Here is a 24,987-nt window from a genome sequence, read left to right on the forward strand (position 1 = left end):
CCCTATCCGCGCCGCCTATGGCCCGGGCAGTTTTCCTGTTCAATCACGATGCGGCGCATCAGGTGTCTCACCTCGCGCCGATCGCCGGCGCTATGGCGCGGCATCACCCCGAAGTCGAGACGACGGTCGCCTATGCCAGCCAGACCGTGCGTGCGCAGATCGAAAGACTTGTCCGGCCGGAAGATGCCGCGCGCATGGACTGGCACGAACTCGCCCTGCCCCGCCCTATCGCAGCCGCGACCGGTGTGCTGGACAAGATCGCCCCGGTGACGCGGCTCGCCCGTCTTCGTCTGCACCAGCCGCTGTTCAGGGCGAGCGACGCGGTCGTTTCGACCGAGCGGACCTGCCTGAGGGTGAAACGCCGGCTGCGCCCCGGCACCGCACCGCTGTTCATCAGGGTGCCCCATGGGACGGGGGATCGCAGCGTCACATTCCACCCCGACCATCGCCAGTTCGATCTCAGCCTCGTTGCCGGACCGAAGTTGAAGGAACAGCTCGTCGCCAATGGCGTCGATGCGGCGAAGATCGAGGTCACCGGTTATTCCAAGTTCGAGGGCATCGATTTCGATGCGCAGCCCGACTTCTTCGCCAACGGTCGCCCGACCTTCGTCTATAACCCCCATTTCGATCCGCATCTGTCGAGCTGGTACGATGCCGGGCCCGACGTGCTGCGCTGGTTCGCCAGCGAAGCGGGGCAGGCCTATAATCTGATCTTCGCACCGCATGTGATGCTGTTCCGCAAGTCGGTGCACATCTCCCCTGAATACAAGGTAGGCAGGGTCCGCCCGGACATCCCCGACGCGGCGCGGGCGGCGCCCAATATTCTGATCGACACCGATGGCCCGCGCCTGTTCGACATGTCCTATATGCTCGCAGCGGACGGTTATATCGGCGATGCATCGAGCCAGATCTACGAGTTCCTCATGCGGCCAAGGCCCGTATTCCTGCTGGATCCGAACGCCGCTCTCGGGTCGCAGGGCGAGGAGGTGCTGCCCTTCCTGCGCACCGGGCCAAGGGCGGAGAGCGTAAACGATCTGGGATCGGCGATCGGCGGGTGGGACGAGATCGGGCCGCGTTACCGTGCCGAGCAGGAGCGACTGATCGCACACACTTTCGCGCTGTCCGAAGTGCCCGCATCCCAGCGCGCGGCCGATGCCATCGCCGCCGCCATTGCGCGGCGAAACGGCGCTATGTGATGCGGATAGCCTACGTCATCAATTCGATGGAGGGCGGCGGCGCGCAGACCCCGCTGCCGAAGATCGTCGCCGCACTGGCAAAGGCAGGAGCGCGCGTGCGTGTCCTCGCGCTCACCCGGCGAAACGGGCATGCGATCGAACGGTTGCAAGCCGCTGGCATCGATCCGCTCGTCCGCGAAGGTGGTGAAAGCGACCAGATCGCTGCCTATCGCTGGATCTGCGAACAGGCCCGGGAATGGGGGGCGGATGCGATCTGGACCTCGCTTACGCGGGCGACGCTGCTGGGCCAGATCGCGGGCAGGCGGCTGGGGATTCCGGTCGTAAGCTGGCAGCATAACGCCTTTCTCAAGCCCTGGAACGAGCGGCTTCTGCGCTGGCGTGCGGATGCGGCCGATCTGTGGGTGGCGGACAGCGCGCAGGTGGCGGCCCTCACTCTCGACCGTCTCGGAGTAGCTGCAGAAAAGCTGGTCACCTGGCCGATCTTCGCCGCCGATCCCGGTGCGCCCCAGGCCAGGCCGTGGCAGCCCGGAGAAACGCTGCGGATCGGGAGCCTCGGCAGGCTTCACCCCAATAAGGGCTACGACATTCTGATCGAGGCCCTCGCCAAGGTGAACGCGGCGGCCACGCCAGCGATGCCGCCCTACCACGTGGCGATCGCGGGGGAAGGGGCTGACGAAGCAAGCCTGCGCAGCCTTGCGGCGGGCCGGGGTGTGGATCAGCTCGACTTCGCGGGATTTTCCGACACGAGCGCCGATTTCCTGGCGGGGTTGCACCTCTATGTTCAACCCTCGCGCCGCGAAGGCTTCTGTATCGCCGCGCATGAAGCCATGCAGGCGGGCCTCCCCGTGATCGTTTCGAAAACGGGCGAAATGCCGCTTACGGTCGACACGCCCACTATCGGGCGAGTGGTGGAGGTTGCCGATGCGCAATCGCTGGCCGTGGCGCTGGGCGAATTGCTGAATGCTCCGCATAGCCTCGCCCCAATGGGAAGCGCGGCGCGCGAACGGGTGCTGCACAGATTTTCGCAGGAGAGGTTCGAGTTGAACGCGGCTGAGATCGTTCGCCGCCTCGAAGGTTTGGTCAGTCGGCGCTGATTATCCGCCAGCCCCGCGCTTTGGCCTTTTCCCTCTTGCGGGAACTTGCGCTGATGAAGATTGGATCATCGGCCAGATCGAGCAGCGGCGCGTCGGCGAAACTGTCGCTCACGAAGCGGAACTCTGCTCCTTCCAGCTGGTGATTTTGATGCGCCGCCCATGCCCGGACCCGCGCCAGCTTGGTCTCACCATAACAATTACCACCCACGATGGAGCGGCCATCCCAGCGCGTGCCGATCACGGTATCGATATCGAGATGCTTGGCGAAGGCCGCCGCGTAAAATTCGAATGCTGCTGTCGCAATGGCGATGTGTGCGCCCTGCCGTCGGTCTTCCTCCAGCAGAGCGAGTGTCGCCGGCATCAAGCCATCATCGGCAACGCGCCGATCGGCGAACTCTCGTCCGACATCCTGCAACGTCGCAATCCCGACCTTGCCGACCATCAGCTTCATCCCGGCGGTCTTGAGTATCGTACGATCGTACAGCCCGGCGCGATAGCCGATCATCATGGCTACCCAGACCGGAAGCAGCGCCAGCCTCCATGGCGCGATGCGCCACGCCGCAAAGATCAGGAAAGGCGTAAAAGTCGCCCGCCGAGTCAACGTATTGTCGAGATCGTATATGGCGATTCGCATTTGGTGGCGTGAGGCTTACTGGACCGCCGGTGCGTCCGTAACAGCCATGAGGCACGCCAGCATGGTTGCCGTCGCGGATTCGATTTCTTCCGACGTCGTCGTGCTAAGCTTCAGCCCCATGATCGAATGATGGAGCATTTCGCCCATCCCCTTGGCCGTGATGCCACGGCTTTCGAGCGCGGCTTCGTACGGCAGGAGAAATTCGCACAGATTGCGACGCGCCTCGACATGGATGTCGGCGAGTTCTTCCTTGATGGTGGTGGCAAGTTCCAGCTCGAGCTCGTCTGCATGCGGCATCGCCTGCATGGATTTCCACGATTCGATCACGATCTCGTCGAGCAATATCGAAAAGCGGGTCTTGCGGTCATGCTCGGAGGAGCAACGCGTGAGGATGGCGTCCCATTTGGAGTTGAAATGAAATCGCACGACCCCGGTCAACAGCGCCTCGCGATTGGGAAATATGTTGTAGACGGTCTGCCGCGAGACGCCTGCCGCTTCGGCTATATCGTTCATGGTCGCGCGCCGTACGCCGTACTGGCTGATGACCGCATAACCGGCGGCTGCTATCTTGCATGCTCTCTCTTCCATGCAGGCAGATGGACATATGATGCAAAATTGTCAATTTACATTTGTATAGAAAATGTCAAAGCGCGCAATTGTCGAGCCGTCGGTGGGGCGGTGATTCGTTTTATGAGGGAACTCCATGTCGTTTTACCGGACACTGCTCCTGCTCGTGCTAGGGCTCGTGACTGCCGCTTGCGGATCGCAGGAAACTGCGCAGCAGGGACAGGCCGTTCCGGTGCGGACTATCACGGTATCCGCCACGAATATCGACAATGTGATCGAACTTCCCGGACGTGTTCAGCCCGTCCGGGTTGCCGAAGTGCGGGCCCGTGTCACCGGCATCGTGCAGCAAAGAACCTATGAGGAAGGAACGGATGTCAGCGAGGGCCAGGCCCTGTTCCGCATCGATCCGGCCGAACTCAGGGCCAGTTACGCGCAGATCAAGGCTAGCCTCGACCGGGCACGCGCCACGGCCGCGAACGCCAACGCCGTCGTTACGCGATACCGGCCCCTTGTGGCGGAAAACGCCATCAGCGGGCAGGAATTCGACGCGGCCCAGGCTGCTGCACGTGAAGCCAATGCCAATGTCGCGCAGATCCAGGCTCAGCTTCGCGCTGCATCGCTCCAGTTGGGGTACACGACCGTGCGCGCGCCTATTGCGGGCCGGGCCGGCCGCGCCGTGGTGACGGAGGGCGCACTGGTTTCGCAGCCCGAAGGCACTCTGATGACGCGGGTCGAACAGATTTCCCCCATCTATGTCTCCTTCTCGCAATCGGCCATGGAAGTTCTCCAGATCAGGCGCGCCATAACCAGCGGCGAGCTCGACCTGCAGCCGGGCGATGCGGTCGAAGTTCGTCTGACCCTTCCCGACGGCAGCGAATACGGCACGCCGGGCCTGATCGAATTTCTCGACTTCTCGGTGGACGAAGCCACCGGCACGGTCCAGCTGCGCGCCGAATTCCCCAATCCTGAAGGATTGCTGCTTTCCGGCGAGTTCGTGAAGGCGCGTATCTTCGCAGGCAAGTTGACCAACATCATCGCGATCCCCCAGCTCGCCGTGACCGTGGCCGACGATGGCGGCACCGTCATGATCGTGGACAAGGATGGCAAGGCTGCCGTCCGCCCGGTCAAACTGGGTGAACTCGTGGGAGAGAAGTGGGTCATCAAAAGCGGGCTCAAGCCCGGCGATCGGGTTATCGTATCCAATCTGCAAAAACTGCAGCCCGGCATGCCGGTTCAGATCGCCAATGCCGCGACCGGCCGCAAACCCGCAGCGGCTGCCCCGAAAGCAACGGCCAAGGCTGACTGATCGTGGCACGCTATTTCATCGACAGACCCATCTTTGCGTGGGTCATCTCGCTCGCCATTCTCCTGTCGGGATTCATCGCCCTGCGGGCCTTGCCGATCGAACAATATCCCGAGGTCGCGCCACCGTCTCTGGCGATCAACGTCGTATACCCGGGCGCCGACGCATCCACACTTGAACAGAACGTCACCCAGGTAATCGAGCAGCAGCTCAACGGGGTCGAAGGCTTCCTTTACATGGCCTCGTCCAGCCTCTCCAACGGCACGGCTTCGATCACGCTAACCTTCGAAGCCGGCACTGATATCGACATCGCCCAGACCGAAGTTCAGAACCGTCTGAGCACAGTCGAAGCGCGTTTGCCCGAGGAGGTCCGGCGACAGGGTATTACCGTCCGTCAGGCGAACTCCGGCTTCTTGATGATCGTCGCCCTGACGTCCAAATCCGGCGCTCTGGACACGACCGATCTGGGCAATATCGCCTCCAATCAGGTGATCGATGAACTGCGCCGCGTCGCCGGCGTCGGGGATGTCACGCTGTTTGGCTCTGCCTACGCGATGCGTATCTGGCTCGATCCGGAAAAGCTGGCTTCCTACAATCTCTCGCCCAGCGCAGTCGTGTCGGCAATTCGCGAACAGAACGCCCAGACGGCCGGTGGTGCGATCGGCGACCTGCCATTGCAGGAAGGGCAGCAGATCACGGCGACGATTACCACGGAAAGCCGCTTCCAGACCGAAGAACAGTTCCGCAGCATTATCCTGCGGGCGGATAGCGGGGGTGCCAGCGTTCGCCTGGGCGATGTCGCACGCGTGGAAATCGGCGCGCAGAGCTACGCCACCTCCACCACTCTCGACGGCCAGCCCATGGCGGGCATGGCCGTCCAGCTCGCTACCGGCGCCAATGCCCTGGCCACCGCCGAAGGCGTGAAGGAGCGGATGGAAGAGCTGGGCAACGGCCTGCCGCAGGACATCTCCTGGTCGATTCCCTACGACACCACGCCCTTCGTCCAGATCTCGGTCGAAGAAGTCGTCAAGACGCTGGTCGAGGCCATGGTCCTCGTCTTCTTGGTCATGTTCCTGTTCCTGCAGAACTGGCGCGCTACGCTGATACCGACATTGGTAGTGCCCATTGCGCTTGCAGGCGCCTGTCTGGGCCTGTGGCTGTTCGGCTTTTCCATCAACGTGCTGTCCCTGTTCGGCATGGTGCTGGCGATCGGTATTCTGGTCGACGATGCCATCGTCGTGATCGAGAACGTCGAACGCATCATGCGCGAAGAGGGTCTCGGCCCTGTCGAGGCGACCCGCAAGGCGATGGATCAGATCACCGGTGCGATCATCGGGATCACGCTGGTGCTGGTTGCAGTCTTCGTGCCGATGGCCTTCTTCCCCGGATCGACAGGCGGCATTTACCGCCAGTTCTCGGTCACGCTGGCTATTTCCATTTTCTTCTCCGCGGTCCTCGCGCTGTCGCTGACGCCGGCTCTCTGCGCCACATTCCTGCGCACGAAGGATATCCAAGCCCACGACGCCCACGAGATCGACGAACACGCCGAGCAGGAACCGATTCCAGAAGGATGGCGCGGCCGTGTCGAACAATTGCGGCGGCGCAGCAGTGGCTTCTTCGGAAAGTTCAACCGCTGGTTCGGGCGCATGACCGAAAAATACGGGCGGACCAATGAACGCATTCTCGGTCGGCCCATGCGCGGCCTGGCCGTCTTCCTCATGCTGGCACTTGTCACGGCATTGCTGTTCTTCCGCTTGCCGGGCGGCTTCCTCCCGACCGAAGACCAGGGCTTTGCCATTACGATTGTGCAGTCCCCCACGGGGTCCACGCGCGAACGGCTCGATGAAGCCATCGCCCCGGTCGAAGGCTTCTGGTCTTCGCAGGAAGAAGTCGAGCGGGTCGTCGTGGTGCGCGGCTTCAGCTTCTTCGGTCAGGGTCAGAACAATGCCATCATGTTCACCCCGTTCAAGGATTGGAGCGAACGCAGCGGCTCGGAAAGTTCGGCGGAGGCGCTGGTTGGCCGTGCGATGGGCACCTTCATGGGCATCGACAATGCGATGGTCTTCTCCATCCAGCCGCCCGCAATCCAGTCGCTCGGACAGGCCAGCGGCTTCACCATGAAGCTGCAGGACCGCGCCGGTGTAGGGCGTGAAGCCCTGACGGCAGCGCGCGATCAGATGCTCGGCATGGCGATGCAAAGCAGCCTGCTCGCCGATCTTCGACCCGAAGACCAGCCGCCCGCGCCACAATTGCATGTGGAAGTGGACCGGGTTCAGGCCCGCGCCATGGGCCTGTCGATGACCGACGTGAACAATGCCCTGTCGATCAATTTCGGTTCGGCCTACGCCAACGATTTCAACCGTGACGGGCGCGTGCTGCAGGTGCTGGTGCAGGCAGATGCCGAACACCGCATGACACCTGAAGACGTGCTTTCGCTGCGCATTCCGAATGCACAGGGCGAACTGGTACCGTTCAGTTCCTTCGCCATGGCGGAGTGGACGGCCGGCCCGCCCAGCCTTGCGCGCTATAACGGTTATCCGGCCATGACCATTTCCGGAACCGCCGCACCGGGCGAATCGTCTGGCGCCGCGCTGGCCGAGATGGAACAGCTTGCCAGCCAGTTGCCGGAAGGCATCGGGTTCGAATGGACCGGCATCAGTTACGAGGAAAAACAGGCCGGCGGCCAGATCGGCCTGCTGCTCGGACTGTCGGTCATCATCGTCTTCCTTGTCCTTGCGGCGCTTTATGAAAGCTGGGCGGTCCCCTTTGCCGTGCTGCTGATCGTGCCGATGGGGGTTCTCGGCGCAGTCCTCTTCACCATGCTGCGGGGGCTGTCGGCCGACATTTACTTCAACGTCGGGCTGATCACGATAATCGGGCTTGCCGCGAAAAACGCCATCCTGATCGTCGAATTCGCGATTGAGGAGGAGGCCGAGGGCAAGAGCCCGATGGAAGCGGTAAAGGCGGCTGCCAGATTGCGCCTGCGCCCGATCATCATGACCTCGCTCGCCTTCATTCTCGGCATGGTCCCGCTGGTGATCTCCACCGGCGCGGGCGCTGCCAGCCGCATCGCCGTCGGCACGGGCGTGATGGGCGGAATGATCGCCGCGACCGCGATCGGCATCTTCGTCATCCCGCTCCTCTACATGCTCATCCGCACGCGGATCGGCGGAAGACAGCCCAAGCCGGCCGGCACACTCGAAGGAGATGGCGCATGATCCGCAAGATATCTGCCAGCCTGATGGCGCTCGCACTGGCAGGGTGTGTGAACCTTGCCCCCGATCACGAACGGCCCGCCCTCGCCAGCGCGCCCGCCTATGATCCGGAATTCCGTCCGGACGGCACGGTGGTCGCCTCTACCCTGTCCTATCGGGAATGGTTCAGCGACCCGCGGCTAGTCTCGCTCATCGATACCGCAGTGGCGAACAATCGCGATCTCGTCGCCGCCACTGCGCGGATCGAGCAGGCCCGGGCACAGTACCGCATTCAGGACAGCCGCCGCCTGCCTACCGCCGTGGCGGATGCCGCGGCAACGCGCAGCCGCATCCCGCTGGGCTCGATCGCGCCCGGTACGCCCGGCTCGGTAACCATCAACCGCTACGACGTGGGCGTCGGCGTTTCGTCTTTCGAACTCGATTTCTGGGGCCGCATCGCCAATCTGTCGGAGGCCGCCCGCGCCCAGTATCTGGCTGCCGAGGCCAACCAGCGCGCGTTCTACCTCTCGCTCATCGCCGATGTCGCGACGACCTATTTCGCCCTGCTCGAAAGCGAAGCGCAGATCGATCTGGCGCAGGCCACCCTCGAAAGCCGCCAGGAGGGCCTCCGGATCGCCCGGCTCCGGCTTGATGCGGGCGTCACCTCTGCGCTGCCCTTCCGGCAGTCCGAAACGCTGCTGACGACGGCCGAGCAGCAACTTGCCGCCCAGCGCCTGTCGCAGGCCCAGCAGCGCAACCAGCTCTCGGTGCTCGTCGGCGGAACCACGCCGGAGAACCTGCCGGTTGCCCTTCCGATGAGCGGTCAGGAAAACGGCATGGAACTCGATCCCGGCACGCCATCCGACCTTCTGCTGGTCCGCCCCGATATCGTCGCCGCGGAAGAGCAGCTTCGCGCAGCCCGCGCCAATATCGGCGCGGCGCGTGCAGCCTTTTTCCCGACCATTTCCCTGACTGGAAATGCCGGTTTCTCGTCCAACGATCTCGACAATCTCTTTTCTTCCGACGGGCTGTCCTGGTCGTTCGGCCCATCGATCTCCCTGCCGATTTTCGACTGGGGCGCCCGCGAAGCCGATCTGGATCTGGCCAAGGCGCGCGAAGTGGAACAGGTCGCCGTTTATGAAAAGACCGTGCAGGAAGCTTTCCGCGAGGTATCCGACGCCCTTGCCGGGCGGCGCTGGCTGGCCGAACAGGTGGCTGCGCTGACGCAGGGTGTTGCCGCGCAGGAACGCATTACGCGGCTCGCGCGCCTGCGCTACCGCGAAGGTGTGGCGGATTATCTCGAAGTGCTGGATGCCGAACGCAACCTCTTCACCGCGCAGCAGCAATTGCTCACCACCCAGCGCGCATTTCTGCAGAACGGCACGTCGCTGTTCGTGGCGCTCGGTGGCGGTCTGGCCGTGGAAACGCCTTCATAATCCGGGACTTTTCCAACTCGGCTCCCTGACAAAGACCTGCTAGGGGGCGCCGATGCTAGGAACGTTCCTTACCGATTATTCGGCCTGGATCGGCCTCGGCCTGTTGGTCGGGCTGTTCATTCTGTTCGCCACGGAACGGTTTCCGCCGGTGACCGTCGCCGTGGGCGGCGCGGCCGTCATGCTGGTGCTGGGCTATCTTCCGCGCAGCGAGATGGAACAGGTTTTCGCCAATCCCGCCCCCATCACCATCGCGGCCATGTTCATCCTCTCGGGTGCATTGATCCGTACCGGCGTTGTCGAAGCGCTGGCCAGCATCGCCGAACGCCGGACCGAACGTCATCCGCGCCGGTCGATCGCGGAACTCTTCGGCGGCACTTTCCTCGCCTCTTCGCTGGTCAACAATACGCCGGTGGTGATCATCCTGGTTCCGGTCATTCGCAAGATCGCAGGACTGGCGGGCAGTACGGCCAGCCGCCTCCTCATCCCGCTATCCTATCTCTCGATCCTCGGCGGCACGCTCACGCTCATCGGCACGTCGACGAACCTTCTCGTCGATGGTGTGGCGCAGCGCTCTGGCCAGCCTCCCTTCGGCATATTCGAGCTGACCGGCGTGGGCCTGGTCGCGGCACTGACCGGCACCCTCTTTCTTCTCGTCAGCGGGCGGTTTCTTCTGCCCAACCGGCCCGATGCCGCGGATCGCGACAGCGGCCGACCGCTGGAGGAACGCTACCTTACCCAGTTGCGCGTGACGCAAGACGATAAGGACATCGGCAAGGCCTATGGCGATCTTTCCCAGTTCGGTCGCTCCGGGCTGCGCCTCGTCGGTCTGGAACGCGGCGGCGCCATCCTGCGCAGCGACCTCGACGAGCTGATCGTGGAGGAAGGCGACATCATGCAGATCGCCGCCGATCAGGCCGAAATGCTGTCGCTAGCCGCCGGGCGCGGGTCGGAACTCGGCCTTTCTGCACGTGCCGCACCCGCATCCGATGAAAACCGTATCGTCGAAGCTGCGATTTCGCCCAGCCACCCGACCCTCGGCCGCAAGCTTTCCGAAGTGCCCTTCCTCACCAAGACGGGCGCCCGCATTCTCGGCCTGTCGCGTGCCCGGCACTTTCCCGGGCCCACACTGTCCGATGCGCGGATCCGCGCAGCCGATCATCTGCTGATCGAAGGCAGTCCCGCCAGCATCGCCGCGATCGAAAACAATATCAATCTGATCAACATCTCCACGCCGGACACGCGCCCGTTCCGGCGCCTGCGCGCACCGATCGCGGTTGTGACGATGATGGGCATCATCGTGCTCGCCGCCCTTGGCGTATGGACGATCGAACTTCTGGCAATAACGGGCGTGGCTATCGTGCTGCTCTCGCGCTGCATCGATCCGGAAGAAGCCTGGCGCAGCATCGATGGCAATGTCATCGTGCTGATCTTCGGCATGCTTGCCGTCGGCCTGGGTCTGGAAAGCGCAGGGACGGTCGACCTGATCGTCGATGCCGCCCTTCCGGTCCTCGCAAATCTGTCGCCGCTTTACCTGTTGCTTGCGATCTACCTGCTGACCTCCGTGCTGACCGAAACGGTTACCAACAATGCTGTCGCGGTCATCATGACCCCGATCGTGCTGGCGCTCGCCACCGATCTCGGGGTCGAACCGCGCCCGCTGCTCTTCGCGGTAATGTTCGCTGCATCGGCCAGCTTCGCAACGCCCGTGGGCTATCAGACCAACACCATCGTCTATGCCGCCGGCAATTATCGCTTCGCCGACTTCTTGAAGATCGGTGCGCCCATGAATGTCGTGGTAGGACTGGCGACCTGTCTTGCGATCAATGCGATGGTCTGAACGGCTGACGCCCGTGACGCCTGCCACCCGACCTAGGCGAGCGGTTCGTCTTCCGGTTCTGCTGGCCAGTCCGCCTCTTCGTGCCCGCGCGTTTTCCATAGCGAATAGAGCACGCCCGCTGCGATCAGCACGAACGTCACGCCAAGGCTGATCCAGGCCGGGAATTTCTCACCGTCCATCAGGAAGTCCGTAACGAAGATCTTGCTGCCGATGAACACCAGGATCGCTGCCAGCGCATACTTCAGATAGTGGAATCGGTGGATCATGGCGGCGAGAGCGAAATAGAGAGCGCGCAGCCCCAGAATGGCGAAGATGTTGCTGGTATAGACGATGAACGTGTCGGTCGTGATCGCGAAGATCGCCGGCACGCTGTCCACGGCGAACACGAGATCGGCCAGATTGATGACGACCAGCGCCAGCAGCAGCGGTGTGGCCGCGCGGACCATCTTGCCCGTCTTCTCGTCCTGCACCTTCACCAGGAATTTCTGCCCGTGCAGATTCGGCGTCACCCGCATGTGACGGCTGATCCAGAGGACGACGGGGTTGCTTCCGACATCCATCGGCTCGTCGCCGGCGAAGAACATCTTGATCCCGGTGAACACCAGGAAGGCGGCGAAAAGGTACAGCACCCAATAGGCTTCGGCCAGCAGGGCCGCGCCCCCGGCGATCATCAGGCCGCGCAGGATGATGACCGCGATGATGCCCCACAATAGCGCCCGGTACTGATACTTCGCCGGGATGGCGAAATAGGTGAAAATCAGGCTGATCACGAAGACGTTGTCGATCGACAGTGCCTTCTCGATGAAGAAGCCTGTGAAATATTGCATGCCCGCGGTCTCGCCGCGCTCGAACCACACCCACACGCCGAACAGCAGCGCCACGGTGATGTAGAAGACCGACAGCTTCAGGCTTTCTGCAATGCCCAGTTCCCGGTCTTCCTTATGCAGGAAGCCGAGGTCGAAGGCCGTCAGCACGACGACGATTGCAAGAAAGGCGCCCCAGAACCAGACCGGGGTGCCAAGCCATGACGCCAGCAGGAAATCAGGCACTCGGCACCTCGTTTAGAGGTCTGGTCGCGGCGCGCGGAGCGGTGGCGAGCACTGTCATGCCGATCACCGCCGAAATCAGGGAACCGACCAGCACACCCATTTTCACCGCATCGATCTGGTCCGGATCGATGAAGGCGAGGCCGCCGATGAACAGGCTCATGGTAAAGCCGATACCGGCCAGACAGGACAGGCCATAGATATGGCGCCAGGTCACTTCGGGCGGCATGGATGCGAGCTTGGTTTTCGCTGCCAGCCAGCATGCGCCGAACACGCCGATCTGCTTGCCGACCACAAGACCTGCCGCAATGCCGAGCGACAGCGGCGCAAACAGCGCCTCCAGCCCGGCTCCAGCGAACGAGACGCCGGCATTGGCAAAGGCGAAGATCGGCAGGATCATGAAAGCGACCCAGGGATGCAGTGCGTGTTCCAGCCGTTCGAGCGGCTGTTCGTCACCTGTCGCGATGGGGACGAACATGGCCGTCACGACACCCGCCAGAGTAGCATGCACGCCGGACTTCAGCACGCAGACCCACAGAAAGGCGCCGAGAAGGAAATAGGGAATGGTTCGCGCCACTCCGGCCCGGTTGAGCAACAGCATGCCCGCAGCCGGAACCAGTGCAAGCGCCAGTGCGCCCACGTTCATGTTTTCGGTATAGAACAGCGCGATGATGGCGATCGCACCGATGTCGTCGATGATGGCGATGGCCAGCAGCAGCGCCTTCAGCGCGACCGGTACCCGGCTGCCCAGCAGAGCGAGGAGACCCAGCGCAAAGGCAATGTCGGTAGCGGCGGGAATGGCCCAGCCGCGAATATTGTCCGGCGAACCGGCGTTGATGGCCACGAATACCAGCGCAGGAATGACCATACCGCCAACCGCGGCAAAAACCGGAAGCGATGCCTGCTTCCAGCTTTGCAACTGACCGGTCACGATCTCGCGCTTCACTTCCAGGCCGATCAGGAAGAAGAACAGCGCCATCAAGCCGTCGTTGATCCACAGCAGCAATGGCTTGTCGATAGAAACGAGTTCGCCGGCCGTGAAATTCACCGGCGTGGCAAGCAGGCTCTGATAGCCGGCAAGCAGCGCTGAATTGGCGATGACAAGCGCAATTGCGGCGGCAACGATCAACACGATGCCGCCTGCACTCTCGCTGGCGATGAAAGCGCGAAGGCGCTGCGTGGGGGTCTGTCTGGTCATATGATCAAAGCGGGCGACGGTCCGTCAAGTGTGGGGGGGGAGGGAACGGACCGCCGCCCTATGCCGCAGCTAAGCGAAGCTGCGACCGTAATAATGGCGCTGTAATGCGACGATCTTGTCCTTGAGGCGCAGGCGCAGGCGCTTCAGCGATTTCAAATCGTCGCGCGCGCCGATCGCCTTGGTCGTGTCGATCAGTCGGTTGAGGGCCCGATGCTCGCGCACCAGCTTGCGCAGATACGGGATCATGATCTTCTCGTCGGGCGTCTTGCTCATCGCGCTCTCCTTCGTTTGCTAGGGTACATATGCGTGCTTCGCTGGCGATAATCCAATTCGAAAACTTGCCATGTATCGATAAGTTTTACTAATGGCGTTGGCCATGGTGACGCTCAAACAGATCGATATCTTCGTAAGGCTTGCCGACATCGGCAATATGGGCGAAGCCGCCACCGCGCTGGGCATGACCCAGCCCGCTCTCAGCCAGCAGTTGCGCGCGCTCGAAAGAAAGCTCGACCTGCAGTTGTTCGAACGCGTGCCCAAGGGCATGCAACTTACACCCAGCGGGCGCAAACTGCTCGCGCAGGCCCGCACGGTCATTGCCAGTACGCGCGACTTCACCGATGCGGCCGATCACATTGCCGCTCGCCCCGCCGGCACGATACGATTTGGCGTCAGTCCTACGCTCGGCCCCTATCTCATGCCGCGCGTCATCAAGATCCTCCACGAACGCTATCCCGACCTGCGCCTCTTCATCCGCGAAGGCATTCCGTCGAAGCAGCAGGCGGATCTGGCCGCGGGGCAACTGGACATGCTGCTTTCGCCCATGCCGATCGAAGGCAAGGGCCTCCGGGTGGAACCGCTGTTCCGCGAACGCTTGCGGATCATCGCTCCGCCCGACGATCCGCTGGTGGCCCTGCCGGAACTTCGGAAGGAAGATTTCGCAGGCCGCATGTTCCTCTCGCTCGATCATCGCCATCATTACCACCGCCAGCTCGAAGATATCTGCAAGAATCTCGGCGCTACCATTCTGGCCGATTACGAAGGCACCAGCCTCGATGCCCTGCAACAGATGGTCGGGTCAGGTCTGGGCCTCGCCATCCTCCCGCATTTCTACATCCGCTCGGAAGCGGGCGGCCTCGATGTCGTGCGCATCGCCGAACCGGCAGGGTGGGAACAGCATCGCAGCATTGCCGCTGCATGGCGCGCCAGTGCCGCCTTTTCGGATCTCTATGCCGAAGTGGCAGCCGTCATTGCGGAGGAGGGGCGCCGCCAGCGCTAGCCGCCACGGCTTCGCCATCCGGGCTGGCCGCTGCCGAGTGGAGTGCGATGAACGCATTCGCGAGCGCCGCCTCGTTGTCGAGCAGCGATTCCCGGCTCGAGATCAGCTGGCGCTGCGCATCGAGCACATCGAACAGCGAAGCGAGCCCTTCGCGGTACAAGGCATTGGACCGGCCGAGCGCGGTCTCGCTCTGCTCGATCGCCTCGGATAGCGATCCTGCACGGGCGCGGTAGGCGGTGATCGCGACCAGCGCCGTTTCGGCCTCGCCCAGCGCTTCCAGGAAAGCCTGGCGATATTCGGCCAGGCTCGCATCCAGTTCCGCCCGTGCCGCCGCGACTTCGGCCCGCCGCCGCCCGCCGTCGAACAGCGGAAGGTCCAGCGCTGCGCCGAGCGTTGCGAGAAATTCCGAGAACAGGCCATCGATCGAGCCGTCGCCGATTATGATCGAACCCGGCACGACGAGCGAAGGCCTGAGATCCGACTGCTCGATCCCGACCTGCGCCGCCGCGGCAGCCAGCCTCGACTCGGCCGCCAGCACATCGCCGCGCCGCCGCAGCAGATTGGCGGGGCCGCCCAGCGGTGGTCCATCGCCGTAATTTGGTATCGTCGTCTCGCTTTCGGGCTCCGCAATCACCAGCGTCCCCGGCGCCTCGCCTACCAGTATCGCGAGCGCATGGGCTGCCTGCGCCCGGGCGATTTCGATCAGCCCCAGCCGCGCTTCCGTCTGCGCCAGATCGGCTGCAGCGCGGCGCACGTCGAGATTGGCCGACAGCCCGGCTTCGAAGCGCAAGGTCACGATCCGCAGCGTCTGCCGCTGGAGATCGGTCGATTCCGCCAGCAATTCAAGCTGCGCCCCCGTTCGGCGGTATTCCACATATTGCGCGGCGATGGCGGCGGCGATCAGGCGGCGCTGATCGGCACGAATATATCCCGCCTCGGCATAGCGCGCCGCCGCCGCGCGCACTTCCGCGCGCAGGCGCCCGGAAAAATCGGGGTCGAACGTGCCGAACAGCCCGGCACTTGCACCCGTCCGCGAAGTCCCCTCGCCCACATCGACGCTTGCCTCGGCCGATCCGTCGATCGTGGGAAGCCGGTCCGCGCGCTCTGCCCGCAGCAGGGCTTCGGCGGCTGCCAGCCGTCCCTCCGCCGCTGCAATATCGAGGTTCGCCGCAAGGCCGCGATCGACCAGCGCATCCAGCACCGGATCAGAAAAGGCGCCCCACCACACGCCGTCCATGCCGGCAGGCGGCAAGTCCGCCCGGTAGCTTTCCGGCGGAGCGATCTGCGCCTCGGGCAAGTCGGTGGGAACCGCGGCACATCCGCCGAGCAGAAGCGCGAGGGCGCACAGATGGAAACGCGCAGCGATCATGCAGGCGCCATCGTCATGTCTTCGTCGATGTCGTCGATCTCTTCCTGCAGTTTGGCGAGGTCGACACTGCGCGGCTTGCCGAAGCGCGCCACGCCCAGATAGATCACCGGCGTCAGGAACAGGGTGAAGACCCCGGCGATGCCCAGCCCGCCGAAGATCACCCAGCCGATCGACTGGCGCGCCTCTGCACCGGCGCCGGACGCGAGGATCAGTGGAACTGCCCCGACCACGGTCGAAATCAGCGTCATCGCGATCGGCCGCAGGCGAATGGCCGCCGCCTCTTCCACGGCCTCGCGGATAGTGCGGCCCTGATGGCGCAACTGGTCGGCGAATTCCACGATCAGGATGCCGTTCTTCGCCATCAGGCCGATCAGCATCACCAGCCCGATCTGCGAATAGATGTTGAGCGAGATGCCCGACAGGAACAGCGCCAGGATCGCCGCGACGAGCGCGAAGGGAACGGTCAGCAGCACGACGAGCGCGCTCGTCAGGCTTTCGAACTGTGCGACCAGCACCAGGAACACGATCACCAGCGCGAACATATAGGTCAGCAGGACGTCGTTCGACGTTTCCTCGAGGCTCTCCGCATCGCCCTGCAGGATCATGTCGGTATCGTCCGCGACCGTTTCTGCCCCCAGCCGTTCGATCTCGTCGATGGCGTCCTGCAGGGGTGTTCCCTCGGCAATATCGGCCTCCACCTCGATCGCGCGGCGCTGCGCGGTGCGGTTCAGTTCGGCAGCGACCCCCTGTTCCACGATCTGCGTGATGCTCGACATCGGCACCAGCGCATCGCCTGCGGTTCGGACATAGAGGTTGCGCAGATCGGAGGGATTGGTGATCGTCGTCGCCTGCGATGTCAGGAAGATCGGCACGGCCTGATCGCCGACGTTCAGATCGACGATCTCGTCCCCGCCGACCATCGCCCGCAACGTCTGGGCGACATCGTCGAGGTCCACACCCAGATCAGATGCCCGCTGGCGATCGATGCGGATCGAAAGCTGCGGCTGGGTCGGCTGATAGGAAATGTCGGGGTTCGACAATATGGTCGATTGCGTATCGATCGCCTCGCTCAGTTTCAGGGCGGAGGCATAGATCTGGTCATATTCTGCGCCGGTCAGGGCCACTTCGATGTTTCCGCCGCCTCCGCCGCCGAAACTCAGTGTGCCGCGCCCGCGCGCATTGGTCCGCGATCCGGGAATTTCACGCAGCGGTCCGTTCAGCTCCTCGACGATGTCCGACTGGCCGCGATCGCGCTCGCCCCAATCGGCAAGCTGCGCGGTCACGCGCACCCGGTTGGGATCGTACCTGCCCACGATGGAAAAGGTGCTCTCGATTTCGCCGCTGTCCAGATAGGGCTGGAGGACCATTTCGATCTCGTCGAGTTCGCGGTCCATGAAGTCCAGTCCCACGCCGTCGGGGCCGGTCGCATCGACCTCGATCACGCCGCGATCTTCATCGGGGACAAGTTCGCTGTCGAGCTGCGTGAACAGCAGCGCGGTCAGGCCCGTGACCAGCACCGCGCCGCCCACCACCGCTTTCCCGCGGTCTAGGCACCAGGTGAGCGCGGCAATGTAGCGGTCGCGCATTCGCGATCCCCAGCGCGACAGGCGGTCGGATCGATCGCCGCTCGTGCGCAGGTCGAACTTGGCCGCCAGCGCGGGTACCAGCGACAGGGCGACGAAGGATGAAATGATCACCGCGAAAGACAGCACGAAACCGAATTCGCGGAACAGCCGGCCCGCTTCCGATGGCAGGAAACTGATGGGCAGGAATACCGATACCAGTACCGCCGTCGTGGCCACGACGGCAAAGAAGACCTGCCGGGTCCCGACAACCGCGGCCGCACGCCGTCCCAGCCCCTTGTCCTGCAAGCGCTGGGTATTCTCCAGCACCACGATGGCATCGTCGACGATCAACCCCGTTGCCAGAACCAGCGCCAGCAGCGTCACCAGATTGACCGAAAATCCCAGCGCCCAGATACCGGCCAGCACGCCGATCAATGCCACGGGGATGGTCGTGCTCGGTATCACGGTCGGCCGCCATGCGCGGAAGAACAGCAGCATCGTGCCCACGACGACCAGCACGGTGAAACTCAGCGTGATCAGCACCTCGCGCACCGAAATCTTGATGAAATCGGCATCGTCGGACACGATGCTGATGGTTATGTCCTCGTAACGCGCATTGATCCGGTCGACCGACGCGCGGATGGAATCGGAAATCTGGATCGTGTTCGAACTGGCCTGCCGCACCACGCCAAGTCCCACGATGGGGCGCCCGTCCAGCCGCACGAAATTGGTCGCATCGGCGGGGGCCAGCGTTACGTCCGCAACATCGCCGATGCGCGTGTTGCCCGCCACGATGACGTCGCGGACCAGGCCCGGATCGGTCGCGCTGGCATCGGCGCGCACGACCAGTTCCTGCGCGTTGGACCGGAAAGATCCTACCGGCACGTCGTACGGCGCGCCCTCCAGCGCCGTCGAAACGTCGCTCATTGTCAGGCCGAAGCGGTTGAGCCGCGCGGGGTCTACCGAAACGCGCATCTGCAGGGCGCGGGTGCCGAACTCGTCGATGCTCGCCACGCCGTCGGCGGTAAGCAGTTCCGGCACGACATCGTTTTCGACCAGCTGGGTGAGCTCGGCCTCGCCATAGCGTTCGCTCGACACGGCCAGCGTCATGATCGGCTGCGCATCGGCATCCGCCTTCACGATATTGACCTGTTCCACCCTGTCGGGAAGATCGCGCGTCACGCGGCTGACCGCCTCGCGGACATCGGATGCCGCCGTGTCCAGATCCGCCCCAGGATTGAATTCGGCGCGAATGCGGCTGTTGTTTTCCTCGCTGGAAGAGCGGATCTGCCTCACCCCGGTGACGCGAGCGATCGCGTCTTCGAGGATGCTGGTCACTTCCCGGTCCATCGTTTCAGGGGCAGCGCCGGGAAAGGTCGCGGAAACCGACACGATGGGCCGGTCGACATTGGGCAATTCGCGCACTTCGATCCCGGCGAAAGCGGCAAGCCCGGCAATGACGATAAGCAGATTGAGGACGCCCACCAGCAGCGGCCGCTTGACCGCCAGCATCGGTAGGTCGGATCTATCCGCCATCGTTACCGGCTTCGGACTGGCGGCTGGGCCGCAGTTCGACATCTTCGGCCGGCACACGGGTCGGCCGCACCAGGCGGATGGCCTGCCCGTCGCGGACCTTCTGCACACCCTTCACGATTACCCGGTCCCGGGCATTGACCTTGCCGTCGACCAGCACCTGACCGTCGCGGCGCGAGGTTATGGTGACCGGAACGCGTACGGCCTTGCCGTCGCGGACCACGAAGATATGCGATCCCTCCCCGCCCCAGACTATGGCTTCTTCGGGGACGGAAGGGCGGCTGGTGTTGTTGCGCGTGAAGGTCACGCGAAAACTCATTCCGGGGCGCAGGCGATCGTCCGAATTCGAAATTTCTGCCCGCGCGGTGAAATTGCGGCTGTCGTTCGTGATGCTGCTGTCGGTCGAGATGATGCGTGCATCGCGCGTGGTTCCGGGTTCGGAAAATGCCACTGCCTCGACCACTTGCCCTTCGCGGAGCGAGGCGAACACCTCTTCGGGTGCCGGGAAGTCGATATACAGGCGGCTACGCTGGTCGAGCTGGGCAATGGCGGTCGCGTCGCTCACCCTGTCGCCCGGATCGACATCGGTCAGCCCGATATGGCCCGAAAACGGCGCCCGGATGGTCCGGTCCGCCAGCGCGACCTGTGCCTGCTGCAATGCCACACGCGAAGAATCGAGTGCGGTCTCTCCCGCTTCGATCTGGCTTTCGGATATTGCGCCCGTATCTTCGATCCGCCGGTATCGGCCAAGCAATTGCTCCGCTTCGCGCACCTGGACGCGCGCGGCATCCACGGCGAGCCGTTCCTGCCGCGCATCCAGTTCCAGCAGCGGCTGGCCCGATTGCACATAGTCGCCGGCGGAAAACATCACGCGGGTGACGCGGCCAGCCGTTTCGGGAAAAAGCTGGGCGGATGTAACGGCCCGCGCAGTGCCGATTGCCTCGATCCGGGTCTGCTCCGGCAACAGGCGAACCGTTTCGGCCACCACCGGGATCGCCTCTTCCGCACGTTCTGCGCCCTCTGGCGAACAGCCTGCAAGAAGTATCCCGCCCAGAAGGCCGAGCGGTCGAATTATGGAACCCATGCCGCGTGGCGTAACCAATGCGGACACATAGCAAAAGCCCTAATCCGCTCAGGCCTCTATCTTGTTCCGATACGATGATCGCCAGACCCGGACATTGCCGGACCTGGCGATCTGTCACCGCGTCGATATCGACGGGTTATATATCGTTACTTGGCAGGGGCCGGCTCGCGCAGGTTCTTCGCTGCGTTCTTGTCGCCTTCGCCCTTGGCGAGATCCGATGTCGCCGGTACGCCGGCATAGCCCTTGATGGACTCTGCGCTGGCCATGCCGGGGGCCTTGGACTTGCCGCCGACCAGATCGCGCGTTGCCTTTTCGATGCGATCACCGATGTCCTTGTCCACATTGCGCCAGTAATCGAACGCACGCACGAGGATCGGCTCGCTGACGCCATCGGCAAGATGCCCGGCGACATTGTCGACGAACCGGTCGCGCTGCGCATCGTCCATGACTTCGCGCACCAGCGCACCGGCCTGGCTCCAGTCGTCGTCGTCCTCGCGCAGCGTATATGCCTGGCGTACCATGTCGCCATCGGACATCCAGGTCGCTTCGCCGCCAACCTGCGGCTGCGCGCCGGCGCCGCCATAGGAATTGGGTGCATAGACCGGGTCGACGGCATTGACCGTGCGCCCCTGTCCCGCGCGGGAATAGCTGTGAACCTCGGCATTCTTCGCCTGATTGACCGGGATCTGCTTGTAATTGACTCCCAGCCGGGCGCGGTGCGCATCGGCATAGGAAAATCCGCGGGCCAGCAGCATCTTGTCGGGCGACAGGCCGATACCGGGGACCATGTTGTTGGGCTCGAAGGCGAGCTGCTCGATCTGGGTGTCCCAGTCGACCGGATTTTCGGTCAGAGTCAGCTTGCCGACTTCCATCAGCGGGTAATCCTTGTGCGGCCAGACCTTGGTCAGGTCGAACGGATTGATGCGGTAGGTCTTGGCATCCTCGAACGGCATGATCTGCCATTTCAGGGTCCAGCTGGGATGATCGCCCTTCGCGATGGCATCGAACAGGTCGCGGCGGTGATAATCGCCATCCTGCCCGGCCATCTTGTCGGCTTCATCCTGCGTCAGATGCGCATTCCCGTCGCCCTGATCGCTGTGCCAGTGAAACTTGACCCAGAATTTCTCGCCTTCTTCATTGACCAGCATGTAGGTGTGGCTGGAATAGCCGTTCATCTCGCGCCAGTTCTTCGGAATGCCGCGGTCGCCCATCAGATAGGTGACCTGATGGGCGCTTTCGGGGCTCAGGGTCCAGAAATCCCACTGCATGTCATGATCGCGCAGGCCATTGTCGGCCCGGCGCTTCTGGCTGCGGATGAAATGCTGGAATTTCAGCGGATCACGAATGAAGAAGATCGGCGTGTTGTTGCCGACCATGTCGAAATTGCCGTCCTCGGTATAGATCTTGACCGAAAAGCCGCGCGGATCGCGCCAGGTGTCCGGGCTGCCGCGCTCACCGGCAACCGTGCTGAAACGCGCTGCCGCTTCGGCCTTCGCGCCCTTCTGGAAAATCTTTGCCTTGGTGTATTTCGACACGTCCGCGGTGGTTTCATATCTACCGAATGCGCCCGAGCCTTTCGCGTGGGGCTGACGCTCCGGAATGCGCTCCCGATTGAAGTTCGCCATCTGCTCGATCAGGTAATGATCGTTGAGGACGATGGGACCGTCGCGCCCGACCGTCAGCGAATGCTCGTCGCTCTGAACCGGAATGCCGGCGTCGGTCGTGGTGAATGGGCATTTGGGGGTATCGGCCATGGCTGGAATCCTTCGCGTTTGCGTACCCTTCCAGAACCGGCGCTGCCGATGGACGTTCCGCGAAGAATCGTAGTGCGCAAATAAACCCTGTAATTACCCGTGCGCGCCGAACTCGTTGGCAATGGCGGTCGAGATGCGCAGGCACAGTGCATAGGCCTGCTCGATCGGATCGATGTACTTCTCGCGGATAGCCGCATAGCCTTCGCCCGCGCCGATCGGATACTGTCCGGGCTCCTCCAGCGCGAAGTCGTCCTTGCGCGGAAAACTGGTCGGGAACGCGCGGCGCAGCTGTGCCAGCGCATCGTCGATCCGCAGCGTGAAGACCATTTCCAGCACATCCGTCCGGCTGATGTCGTTGGCCCGGCTGAAGGCCGGCACCGACACCACCTTCAGGAACATGTGCTGGAGCAGCGCCAGCCGCACGGCCTGCAAGACGCCGATCGCGCGGCGCACGCTTTCCCGTTCGGGATGCGGATCGTCGTCCGGCACGAGGTCCAGCAGCCGGTGCAGCTTGAGCGCATCGACGCGCAGGCGGGACGACAGGCGGCGGAACACGCCGTTGCGATCGTCCTTGATGAGATATTCGGCCAGCGCTTCGCAGGCTTGCGCCAGATGCGGCTCGGTCCCGCGATAGGGGCGGCTTGCCCAATAGGCCGAATTGAATAATTCGCCGAACGCCGCCACTGTCTTGATGCTTGCAAGGGCGTTCGATGCCCGGATCAAACGTATGATCTGCATGCCTCTCGGACTGTCGGCAAGCAGGGCGCCCATCTCTTCGATCTGGCTTTCGGCCGCGCTGCCAACCCCGGCTATGATGTTCACCGGATAGCCCAGCTGCTGCAGAATGGCGTTGTGCGGGATGGCGCGGATCTGCCGCAGGCTCATCTCGCGATCGGCGGATAAGTCGCTCTGGCGGCGTGATTTTCTGCTCCCCGTCTCGTTCAGCAGGCCCAGCCCGAACGCGGTGATCGCGCGGCTGTAGGTCCGGCTTTCCAGATGGTCGCGCTGGTGCTCCTTGATCGCCCGATAGAAATCCAGGCTGAGATCGGTCCGGCGATAGAACGGGTCCGTCGGCACATCCGGATCCGTATGCGCCGGACTATGCGCAACCACCTGCGTAAGCGTCGCCAGCGCAATGTCGGGGGTCGCGAACAGCAGATAACCGTCCCCGCCCTGAAAGCTCGCTTCGGGCTCGAGCGCGATCCCGGCGCGCGTGAAACGCCTTTGCGCCCAAGGGCTTAGCGCCCATTCGATGCGATCTTCGAAGCTGGAAGGATGCGCCCCGCGGCCCATACCTTCGCCATGTGTGTCAAAGATCAGGGCGGCCACATCGGTGAGACCGTTCGCCGCCATCGCTTCCGCAAGCCGCCCCTGCAGTCGCTCGATCGCAAGGCTTGCAGGGATCTGGCCAACGAACCGACCCGCATCCGAAAAACCGGTCTGGATGGCAATCCGCCCACGCGCTTTCGCATAGGCCTGATAGTCAGGTTCGGAAAGCAGGAGGTCGAGAAAACGCCCCCCATGTTCCAGCGCGGTTTCGGTCTCGAACAGCGGCGAGACATCGACCCTGTCCGCGATGCCGAAGAGCCTGGCGAAATACAGTGCGGCGAGCACTGTCGACGGCTGTTCGCATTCTGCCACCAGCATACGGATCGGCGCATCCGCATCGACGTGTTTCAAGATCTGCGTCATGACGAGAAATTGCCTGATCGCAGTTGAGCTCTCCACCGCGAGGCTGGCGAAATTGGCGCTTTGCGGCTCGACATCGGCGAGCAATTCTCGCAGCGCCGCGACTGCCCCGCGGCTGGAAAGGTCGATATCCGCCGCATCGCCGAGCCGTGTACGGATGGCATTGTGCAATTGCTTGGCATTCACCCGGAAATGGATCCACCCCATCCCCAAGCCATCGGCCCGCATGGCTGCCGCAAGCGTGCGGAGCGCCACCGCTGTATCGACACCTTGTTCGTCCGCCTCGCCTTCCAGGCGCTCGATAATCGGAGCCAGTGAAAGCAATTTGTCGGGATGGTCCTGAGTAAGGCGATTGGCCGCGGCCGACATGTCTTCAGGCGCAGAAAGGTCGCCGGCGAATTCGTCCGCGCTGGCCTGCGCCCGCTCCTGCGCCAAGCGCAATGTGGCGATCAGTTCGTGCGAGGGATCGATCGCCTCCAGGCTGGCAGCGTAACGCCCCAGCCGCTCGGCCTTTTCAGCGAGGCGGAAAGCGATGGAGGTGTACCATTTGATGTCGGTACGCCCGTCCATGTCGTAGCCAACCCAGGTGGCGAACCGGAACGGCAGCGGTTGCAGTTCGGTCCACCGGTCGGGGAACGCCTCCCCCGCCTGGCGTAATACTGTGGCGACTAACTTGTCGCGGGCATCCTGCGCATTGGCCATTGCTGACATCGCGCGCCCGTGCTCGTACCGCAGGGTAATTTCCGGCCTTTCGCCATCGCGCACCGTCGCCTTGCCTCCATTGCCGACCGCGGCAGCGACCGCATCGCTCTGCTGCGGCGATAACAGGAAGGTCGGGTGAGCAGTGAAGACCGCATGCATGTGCGGGCGTTCCCAGAACGCTCTGAATGCTTTGAAATCACCTTTCGGAGCCGAGAGCTGCGTAAGCCTCTCGCCTGCGCGGTCAGGCCGAAGGAGCTTCTTCAGCCGTGACGCGCGAGCATCGAGCGACTGCGCTTCGAGTTCATCGACCAACCCGGCAAGCTGTCCGATATCCAGTTCGCCATTCTCCAGCTGTCGCGAGATATCTAGCGAAAGCTGGAAAACCGGATTGAAGAGCGGAGTCTCGCGAGTTTGACGATGGAGCACCCTTAGGCGATCGCTCAGACTTGCGAGGGTCGGTTCGATTGTCGTTTCTGCCATTGCTCTACTCTACCCCTGGATCCGGGTGCG

At 63.2% G+C, this 24,987-nt stretch carries 17 protein-coding genes; 7 read left to right on the forward strand and 10 right to left on the reverse strand.

All coding sequences use genetic code 11. The features are described from left to right. Window positions 1–17 precede the first annotated feature (17 nt). Window positions 18–1,196 carry a hypothetical protein gene (locus tag KYK83_RS14955; RefSeq protein ID WP_222828861.1) on the forward strand — a complete coding sequence of 393 codons (1,179 nt, stop codon included), beginning with the start codon at window positions 18–20 and terminating at the stop codon, window positions 1,194–1,196. Continuing rightward, window positions 1,196–2,290, forward strand: coding sequence for a glycosyltransferase (locus KYK83_RS14960; protein ID WP_222828862.1), 1,095 nt, complete (start codon window positions 1,196–1,198; stop codon window positions 2,288–2,290). Before KYK83_RS14955 ends, KYK83_RS14960 begins: the two co-directional genes overlap by 1 nt. Here the strand turns inward: KYK83_RS14960 and KYK83_RS14965 are convergent. After that, the gene (locus KYK83_RS14965) at window positions 2,277–2,924 is read right to left on the reverse strand and encodes an HAD family hydrolase (protein ID WP_222828863.1); all 648 of its coding nucleotides are present in this window, start codon (window positions 2,922–2,924) and stop codon (window positions 2,277–2,279) included. The genes KYK83_RS14960 and KYK83_RS14965 overlap by 14 nt on opposite strands. Before the next feature lie 15 nt (window positions 2,925–2,939). Then, window positions 2,940–3,512 (reverse strand): TetR/AcrR family transcriptional regulator, encoded by a 573-nt coding sequence (locus KYK83_RS14970; protein WP_222828864.1) that lies wholly within the window; start codon window positions 3,510–3,512, stop codon window positions 2,940–2,942. Window positions 3,513–3,627: 115 nt separating this feature from the next. On the opposite strand from KYK83_RS14970, the gene KYK83_RS14975 reads away from it, so the two are divergent. Genes KYK83_RS14975 through KYK83_RS14990 form a run of 4 tightly spaced genes read left to right on the forward strand, consistent with a single transcriptional unit; the run spans window position 3,628 to window position 11,261 of the window. Next, window positions 3,628–4,797: an efflux RND transporter periplasmic adaptor subunit gene (locus KYK83_RS14975; RefSeq protein WP_103022226.1), complete on the forward strand. Its 1,170-nt coding sequence runs from the start codon at window positions 3,628–3,630 to the stop codon at window positions 4,795–4,797. Window positions 4,798–4,799: 2 nt separating this feature from the next. Continuing rightward, window positions 4,800–8,012: a multidrug efflux RND transporter permease subunit gene (locus KYK83_RS14980; protein ID WP_221596368.1), complete on the forward strand. Its 3,213-nt coding sequence runs from the start codon at window positions 4,800–4,802 to the stop codon at window positions 8,010–8,012. Next, window positions 8,009–9,424 (forward strand): efflux transporter outer membrane subunit, encoded by a 1,416-nt coding sequence (locus KYK83_RS14985; RefSeq protein ID WP_196846988.1) that lies wholly within the window; start codon window positions 8,009–8,011, stop codon window positions 9,422–9,424. Before KYK83_RS14980 ends, KYK83_RS14985 begins: the two co-directional genes overlap by 4 nt. A gap of 52 nt (window positions 9,425–9,476) precedes the next feature. Then, window positions 9,477–11,261, forward strand: a complete 1,785-nt coding sequence (locus KYK83_RS14990) for an SLC13 family permease (protein ID WP_222828865.1) — start codon at window positions 9,477–9,479, stop codon at window positions 11,259–11,261. A 32-nt stretch (window positions 11,262–11,293) separates the two neighbouring features. On the opposite strand, the gene KYK83_RS14995 is transcribed toward KYK83_RS14990, so the two are convergent. The 3 genes from KYK83_RS14995 to KYK83_RS15005 form a co-directional block, all read right to left on the reverse strand. Beyond that, entirely contained in the window at window positions 11,294–12,310 is a 1,017-nt protein-coding gene (locus tag KYK83_RS14995; RefSeq protein ID WP_103022222.1) for a TerC family protein, read from the reverse strand. Next, the gene (gene nhaA, locus KYK83_RS15000; RefSeq protein WP_103022221.1) at window positions 12,303–13,505 is read right to left on the reverse strand and encodes a Na+/H+ antiporter NhaA; all 1,203 of its coding nucleotides are present in this window, start codon (window positions 13,503–13,505) and stop codon (window positions 12,303–12,305) included. The genes KYK83_RS14995 and nhaA overlap by 8 nt, the downstream gene beginning before the upstream one ends. Before the next feature lie 69 nt (window positions 13,506–13,574). Then, window positions 13,575–13,778: an HP1242/YdcH family protein gene (locus KYK83_RS15005; RefSeq protein ID WP_103022220.1), complete on the reverse strand. Its 204-nt coding sequence runs from the start codon at window positions 13,776–13,778 to the stop codon at window positions 13,575–13,577. Window positions 13,779–13,881: 103 nt separating this feature from the next. Here KYK83_RS15005 and KYK83_RS15010 point away from each other — a divergent pair, with 103 nt between their 5' ends. Continuing rightward, the gene (locus tag KYK83_RS15010) at window positions 13,882–14,781 is read left to right on the forward strand and encodes a hydrogen peroxide-inducible genes activator (RefSeq protein ID WP_221596376.1); all 900 of its coding nucleotides are present in this window, start codon (window positions 13,882–13,884) and stop codon (window positions 14,779–14,781) included. Here the strand turns inward: KYK83_RS15010 and KYK83_RS15015 are convergent. The 5 genes from KYK83_RS15015 to KYK83_RS15035 all read right to left on the reverse strand — a co-directional run bounded on the left by KYK83_RS15015 (window position 14,750) and on the right by KYK83_RS15035 (window position 24,957). Beyond that, window positions 14,750–16,150 carry an efflux transporter outer membrane subunit gene (locus KYK83_RS15015; RefSeq protein WP_222828866.1) on the reverse strand — a complete coding sequence of 467 codons (1,401 nt, stop codon included), beginning with the start codon at window positions 16,148–16,150 and terminating at the stop codon, window positions 14,750–14,752. The genes KYK83_RS15010 and KYK83_RS15015 overlap by 32 nt on opposite strands. After that, entirely contained in the window at window positions 16,147–19,251 is a 3,105-nt protein-coding gene (locus KYK83_RS15020) for an efflux RND transporter permease subunit (protein ID WP_222828867.1), read from the reverse strand. Before KYK83_RS15020 ends, KYK83_RS15015 begins: the two co-directional genes overlap by 4 nt. After that, the gene (locus tag KYK83_RS15025) at window positions 19,241–20,332 is read right to left on the reverse strand and encodes an efflux RND transporter periplasmic adaptor subunit (protein ID WP_222828868.1); all 1,092 of its coding nucleotides are present in this window, start codon (window positions 20,330–20,332) and stop codon (window positions 19,241–19,243) included. The genes KYK83_RS15020 and KYK83_RS15025 overlap by 11 nt, the downstream gene beginning before the upstream one ends. Before the next feature lie 146 nt (window positions 20,333–20,478). Further along, window positions 20,479–22,086, reverse strand: coding sequence for a catalase (locus KYK83_RS15030; protein WP_222828869.1), 1,608 nt, complete (start codon window positions 22,084–22,086; stop codon window positions 20,479–20,481). A 93-nt stretch (window positions 22,087–22,179) separates the two neighbouring features. Then, window positions 22,180–24,957, reverse strand: a complete 2,778-nt coding sequence (locus KYK83_RS15035) for a phosphoenolpyruvate carboxylase (RefSeq protein ID WP_222828870.1) — start codon at window positions 24,955–24,957, stop codon at window positions 22,180–22,182. Between the last annotated feature and the right edge of the window lie 30 nt (window positions 24,958–24,987).

The organism is Qipengyuania pacifica (assembly GCF_019857205.1).
GTDB classification, from domain to species: domain Bacteria; phylum Pseudomonadota; class Alphaproteobacteria; order Sphingomonadales; family Sphingomonadaceae; genus Qipengyuania; species Qipengyuania pacifica.